The sequence below is a fragment of the Clostridium sp. C8-1-8 genome (assembly GCF_009928445.1).
Classification (GTDB): Bacteria; Bacillota; Clostridia; order Clostridiales; family Clostridiaceae; genus Clostridium_AR.
Map to the genome: position 1 here is coordinate 1 of NZ_JAABNO010000060.1, position 6964 is coordinate 6964.

The window sequence follows — 6964 nt, forward strand, 5'->3', positions numbered from 1 at the left end:
GCACCTGCCTTGCACGCAGGGGGTCAAGAGTTCGAATCTCTTTATCTCCACCAAACGAAACCATGAACATTTAGTTCATGGTTTTTTTGTTATTTAACAATTATTATAGAACATATTTTCTAATGTTAATAATACTTATCTTCAATATAGTTATATAAATTATTTATTAGCATTATATAGAAGCTTAAAACACATAGATATAATTATTCAAAGATTTACTTATAGTAATGATTTCGTTACTTAATTTTATATTAAGAAAAATCAGTTAATATATACATATGATTATTGGCATATTATAATTATTACTAATGAATACTCAATAAAAGCTATAAAATAAATAAATTCGAGATGGAGATATGATTTATGAGATTTTATAGGATAAAGCAATTTTGGTGGGCAATAAGCTCTTATTTTAAAGATATAGATAATGAATACATCGATAGGTATTTAGATGACCATGAAAAACTCTTGTTTGATAAGTTAAAGATTGGTGATAAGCATCATTGCGTAAGAGTTTCTAAGGATTCCTTAGAGATATATGATAAACTACTAGCTAAGGTAGAAAATATAGATAAGTATCAGTTAGCAAAGGCTGCATTACTTCATGATATAGGCAAGGCTGAGAGGCCATTAAACTTTATCGAAAAATCTATAGTTGTAATATTACATAAGATAACTAAGGGTAAGATTAGAAGGTACGAGAATATTAAGATTTTAGATATATATTATAATCATCCTAAAAAAGGCGTTGATATGCTATGGCCTTATGGGTATAGTGAGGAGTTTCTTCAGGTTATAAGATTGCACCATAGTAAAAAGGTTATCGATAATCCTATGCTTAACATAGTAATAGAAAGTGATAATAAAAACTAATCATTTTAATTAGGAGGGTAGTAAAGTTGTCTACATCTAAAGAAAGAAAGCAATTTATAATTAAAAGATTGATAGATTCAATAGAACCACAGAAGGGATCTACTTTAGCAAAGGAACTAGGCGTAACAAGACAAGTAATAGTTAAAGATATAGCTTTATTGAGAGCGGAAGGCAATAATATAATTGCTACACCAGATGGATATATAATAGAAAAAAACTTAGTTAATAAAGTAAATAGAATAATAGCTGTAAATCATCATACAGATGAAATGGAGGATGAATTAGCTACAGTATTAAGATACGGAGGAGTTATCGAAGATGTAGTAGTGGAACATCCTTTATATGGTGAAATAAGAGCAATGCTTAAACTTAAAAATTTTAATGATCTTACAAACTTTATTAATAAGTTTAACAGTTTAGGAGCTACACCGCTATCTTCATTGACAGGAGGAGTTCATATTCATACAATTTCTACAGATTCAGAAGAAAATATGGAATTTATATTAAAGGAGCTTAAAGGTAAAGGATATCTGATTACAGAGTAAAGTAATTATCAAGAATAATAGGGGGATATGATTATTTATGAAAAAGGTTTATTGGCTTTTAGCTACAATTGTTATAGCTATTATGATAGCATTTTCTTTTTCAAGCTTATTTATTAATATACAGTGGTTTCAAGAAGTAGGATATTTACCTGTATATTTTACTAAGCTTATAGCAGTACTAAAATTAATGATTCCAGTATTTTTAGTTTGCTTTTTTGCAATACACTTCTATGTAAAATCACTAACTAAGAATTTATCGGGCAATCTAGATAATAAGGTAAAAAAGTATATAAAAAGAGCTGCAGTTATAGGCAATCTAATTCTATCGCTTTTAATATCATACTATACTGCCTCAACCTATTGGTATACCATATTACAATTTACTAACTCAGTTAACTTTAATGATAAGGATCCTATCTTTGGACATGATATATCTTTTTATGTATTTAAACTACCACTGATACAATCCTTATATAATGTATTATTGTTTCTATTAATTATTATGGTTGTCATAACCTTTGCATCTTATTTTACAGTAAGAGCTAGAAATAGATTTAATAATAATGGTACATTCAACCTTAATACTAGGGATATGTTTAAGAATATTGCAGGAAAGCAATTGGCTATAGTTTCTGCATTACTTATGATTATGATATCTGGTGGTTATATTTTAAAGGCTTATAACCTATTGTATAGTGCGAGAGGTACTGTGTATGGTGCTGGTTATACAGATATAAAGGTTACTCTATTGTTTTATAGAGGTATTGCTATTGTTAGTTTAATTTCAGCAATAGTGGTGTTTGTAAGTGTTTTAAGATCAAAATTAAAGCCTATAATAGCTATGGGAGGCCTTATATTTGTATTAATAATTGTAGAGCCTATTGTAGCATCCTTGTTTCAGCAATTTATTGTAAAATCAAATGAGATGGATTTTGAAAAACAATATATAAGCAATAATATAAATGCAACAAGAAAGGCCTTCAATATTGATAAAATAAATGAAAAAGATTTTGAACCAAAGGCAAACTTAAGCAATTCTGTATTACAAAATAATAAGGATATTATAGAAAACCTTAAGGTAAATTCTATAAGTCCAGTCTTAAATTTTTATAATCAAGTACAGGTTATGAAAAATTATTATAACTTTAATGACGGCGATACAGATAGATATAATATAAATGGAAAGTATACTCAGGTTTTTGTAGCACCTAGAGAATTAGATTATTCAAATATAAATACATGGCAGAATATGCATCTAAGATATACCCATGGATATGGAATGGCCATGAGTAAGGTAAACTCAGTGACATCAGAAGGGCAGCCAGATTTTGTTATGAAGGATATTCCTACTAACAATCTAACTGATATTAAGCTAGACAATCCAAGAATATATTTTGGAGAAGGCTCAAATGAATATGTTGTAGTAAATACAGATATAGATGAATTTGATTATCCAAAGGCTGGAGAAACTCAAACAACTAGATATAGTGGTAAGGCTGGAATAAAGATGAGTTTCTTGAATAAGCTGTTGTTTTCTGTGAACCAGGGTAATATCAGAATTTTAATGTCTGGTGATATAAAAAGTGATAGTAAGATAATACTCAATAGAAATATAATGGATAGAGTTAAGAAAATAGCTCCATTCTTAACCTATGATAATGATGCTTATAGTGTGGTTAAAGATGGCAGGATATATTGGATAGTTGATGCTTATACTACATCAAATAAGTATCCATACTCACAGCCGTATAATGGCTTTAACTACGTGAGAAACTCTGTTAAGGTTGTAATCGACGCTTACAATGGAGATACAAATTTTTATATTGTAGATAAAGATGATCCTATAGCTGCTAGTTATTCAAAGATATTTAAAGGCCTATTTAAGGACGGGGATTCAGTACCACAGGAAATAAGACAGCATTTTAGATATCCTAATGACATATTCAATGTTCAATGCAGTGTACTTGGAAAATACCATGTTACTGATCCTACTGTATTCTTTACACAGGATGATTTATGGGAAGTTTCATCAAATATCTTAAGTGTTGAAGGTAAAGAAGATGTAAATGAAGCTTTATACCTTATGACTAGACTACCTGGTGAGAAAAATTTGGAAATGGTTATGTTTGAATACTTCAATATGAAGGGAAAACAGAACATGGTATCGTTGCTAGGTGCTAGAATGGATGGAGCAAACTACGGAAAGCTTGTTATGTATAAGTTCCCGCCACAAAAGACAATTTTAAGTCCATCGTTGCTTAAAAATAAGATTTTAGCAGATCCAGACATATCAAAGGAAATCAGTTTATGGGAAGGAAAGGGTTCTAAGGTAGAGTATGGAGACACTGTTATTATTCCAATAAATGATTCACTGTTTTATCTAGAGACTCTTTATCTAAAAGCAGATGTTCAAAAATCACTGCCTGAAGTTAGAAAGATAATAATTTCTGATGGAGAAAAGATTGTTGGAGATGAAACCGTAGAAAAGGCATTAGAGAAGCTATTTAATTATACTAATAATACTCAGCAATCTAATGGCAAGGATAATAGTCAAAGCAATACTACAAATAATCCTATTAATAAGAGTGATGTTGAAAAGGCAAATGATCTTTATAATAAGGCTTTAGAAGCTCAAAAAGCAGGAGACTGGGCTACTTACGGAGAATATATAAAACAATTAGGTGATATTCTTAAGAATTTACAAAAGTAATATATAGATGAAGATGATATAGAGGGGAGGAATTACGTAAAACTCGTAATCTTATAAAACATTATGAGTTTTACGTAATACATAATATGGATTATGATGTTTTGATATTAGGTGGCGGAATTATAGGTTGTGCTGTTGCCTATGAATTATCAAAATATAACTTGAATATAGCTGTTATAGAAAAAGATTATGATGTTGCAGATGATATATCCTTTGCAAATACAGCTATTGTATATGATGGCTCTGAGACAAAGGATGATCTTATGAGCAGCCTTGAACATATGGGAAATTCAATACTTTCAGAAATAACTAAGAAGTTTAATGTACCATTTAAAAGAATAGGTTCATTAAGAATTGCTGACAATGATGAATGTGAAGAAATAATTGAGGATATGTATAGGACTGCTAAGAGCAGAGGAATAGATAATATATATTTAATAGATGATCAAGGGTTATATGATATAGAACCTAATCTTAAAGTAAAGGTTAAAAAGGCTCTATACTCGGAAAATACTGCAGTAATATGTCCGTATGATCTAGCTATTGCATATGCAGAGGTTGCTTTTGACAATGGAGTTAACTTTAGATTAGAAGAAGTTGTTCAAGATATACAAAAGATGGCTAGAGGGTTTAAGGTAACTACAAATAAGAACAAGTTTACTTGCAAGGTTGTTATAAATACAATTCCAGGAGATAACTACACAATTGATATTAATAGAACTGTAATAAATGAAAACGAAGGAAAGATACATTATGTTGTGTTAGATGAGAATTTTGATAACTTGTCCAATTTAGTCATTAAGGTTAATTCAGAAGATAGATTTACCTTCCAAACTCCAACATTAACAGGTAGCACATTGGTAGGAGTAAACTCAGAAAGATTACTTGACTTCAATGATATATTAAAGGAAGCATCTAAGATATTGCCTGAGGTCACTAAGGATAATGTAAATAGTATTTTTTATGAGCACTATAGAAAAGACGTAATGTTTATAGATGATGATCAATTAATGAAGGGATATATAAAGGTTACAGGAGAGCATTATGCTCACATAACAATAGCTCCATCCATAGCTAAGATGATTTGTGAAACTATAGTGGATAATCTAAATTCTACATTAAAAAAGAACTTTGTAGACAAGAGAAGAGAGTTTTATAGATTTAGAGATATGACTAAGGATGAGAGAAATGAAATAATAGCACTAGATAAGAGATATGGTAAGATAGTATGTCTATGTAATCAGGTCTCTGAGGGAGAAATTATTGATTCAATAAGAAGACCCTTAGGAGCAAGAACGGTAGAAGGTGTTAAGAGAAGGACAGGAGCTACCTTTGGTAATTGCCAGGGAGCTTACTGTATAGGAAAAATAATAGATATAATAGCAAGAGAAACTGATAAGACGTTGACAGAGATAGTTGAAGACTCTAAAAACTCAAAGGTTCTTGTATCAAGGATAAAGGAATTTGAAGATATTTAGAGGGGGGAGCATATTTGGCAGATCAAGAGATATTTACAAGCGTTGTTAGGGTAAAGGGTTCAAGTAAATATAATCTAGTTTCAGTAAAGAGTAGCGAAGCTATAGATAAGAGCATGTGGTTAGAACTATCAAAGGTACTATCAAGAATTTATGTAGGAGCACCTACTAATATGGGTGATATAATATGTAAAAATATATTGAACACTGGAATTGATATAATAAGCACAGCCAATATAACCAAGGATTAAATAATGATATGTTTAGCAATATTATTGAAGTTAAGTGGTTATAAAAGAGAAGTTATATTAATTCTTTGTGCAAGGTCATCTAGGCATAGGATTACTGACCACTTAATTTTAACATGGTGCTTCAACAGAAAATAAGCAAAAGATAGATGTTTAAGTATGTATAAAAAAGTCTTTTACAAAGAGCAAATATAAATTCTGAGGAAGCTAGTTATTATTTAATCTTATGTTATTTTTTTACATAAATAAAATATTTTATTCTAATAATCATTGACATTATATATCGGTATGGAATATAATATATTAAAATTATATAAATAAACTGCTGATAAGGATAGTAGTAATTTTCAAGTTTTTAGAGAGTCGATGGATGGTGTGAATCGATATCTTGTGATTATGAATCCACCTTTGAGGGACTGCGATGAGTAGTACGGTTATACCGTTATATAAATTAAGAGGATAAAAGGAAGATTTCTTTTTATCAACTAGGGTGGCAACGCGGAGCTTTTCGTCCCTATATGGGATAAAGGCTCTTTTTATTTTGCTTAAAATTAAATATAGTTAAATGTGCCCATGTGTTAAGTAAAGAGCTACTAAGATATTTTGTGTTTATAAGAAAGTCAAAGCCCAAGATATTTCTTATAAAAAAATACGTATTTCATTGCAAATCACATTGAAAGAATAATTTATATAAACTTAAAATAATTAAGCCCAATTACTTTAAGAAGTTATAAATAAATTTATAACATGAAAATATTAGTAGCTCATTACTATCAAATATATTATACAAGAAAGAGTCAATTAAATGTAGAGTTATTTTATATTTAGTTGGCTGTTTTTTATACTATTAGCACCAGTGTAAGAGTTTTTGGTAGCTAAATCTAATAATTTTAAGGATTTATAACAGCTATTTATGGTAGACGTAGAAGATATAGTCTATTGGCCTGCTAGGTTTTCCTAAAATACATTTAGAGAATAAACACGTAAAAAATATTAAAAATTATTATATTTAGTGTTGACATGTTAAATTGAAGTTGATATAATATCAAATGTGACACGGAGAGATGGTCGAGTTGGTTTAAGGCACCGGTCTTGAAAACCGGCGTACGGGTG

Annotated in this window: 5 protein-coding genes and 1 other annotated feature; all 5 genes read left to right on the forward strand. The window is 29.7% G+C overall.

Features of this window, described 5'->3' with window-relative positions:
* The first annotated feature begins 363 nt into the window (after nt 1-363).
* The gene (locus tag GXK57_RS25930) at nt 364-873 is read left to right on the forward strand and encodes an HDIG domain-containing metalloprotein (RefSeq protein WP_160680911.1); all 510 of its coding nucleotides are present in this window, start codon (nt 364-366) and stop codon (nt 871-873) included.
* Between the two features lie 26 nt (nt 874-899).
* On the forward strand, nt 900-1418 hold the full coding sequence (locus GXK57_RS25935) for a transcription repressor NadR (RefSeq protein WP_160680912.1): 519 nt from the start codon (nt 900-902) through the stop codon (nt 1416-1418).
* Nucleotides 1419-1455: 37 nt separating this feature from the next.
* Entirely contained in the window at nt 1456-4128 is a 2673-nt protein-coding gene (locus GXK57_RS25940) for a UPF0182 family protein (RefSeq protein ID WP_160680913.1), read from the forward strand.
* 86 nt (nt 4129-4214) lie between these two features.
* A complete protein-coding gene (locus GXK57_RS25945) occupies nt 4215-5606 on the forward strand; it encodes an FAD-dependent oxidoreductase (protein ID WP_160680914.1) in 1392 nt (463 codons plus the stop codon).
* A 14-nt stretch (nt 5607-5620) separates the two neighbouring features.
* Nucleotides 5621-5854 carry a DUF1667 domain-containing protein gene (locus GXK57_RS25950; protein WP_160680915.1) on the forward strand — a complete coding sequence of 78 codons (234 nt, stop codon included), beginning with the start codon at nt 5621-5623 and terminating at the stop codon, nt 5852-5854.
* A 313-nt stretch (nt 5855-6167) separates the two neighbouring features.
* Nucleotides 6168-6370, forward strand: a binding site (T-box leader).
* Nucleotides 6371-6964 lie beyond the last annotated feature (594 nt).

What these genes read in the sequence shown, in the direction of transcription:
- GXK57_RS25930 (WP_160680911.1), top strand. Translation starts at nt 364, where the DNA reads ATGAGATTTTATAGGATAAAGCAATTTTGGTGGGCAATAAGCTCTTAT.
- GXK57_RS25940 (WP_160680913.1), top strand. Translation starts at nt 1,456, where the DNA reads ATGAAAAAGGTTTATTGGCTTTTAGCTACAATTGTTATAGCTATTATG.
- GXK57_RS25945 (WP_160680914.1), top strand. Translation starts at nt 4,215, where the DNA reads ATGGATTATGATGTTTTGATATTAGGTGGCGGAATTATAGGTTGTGCT.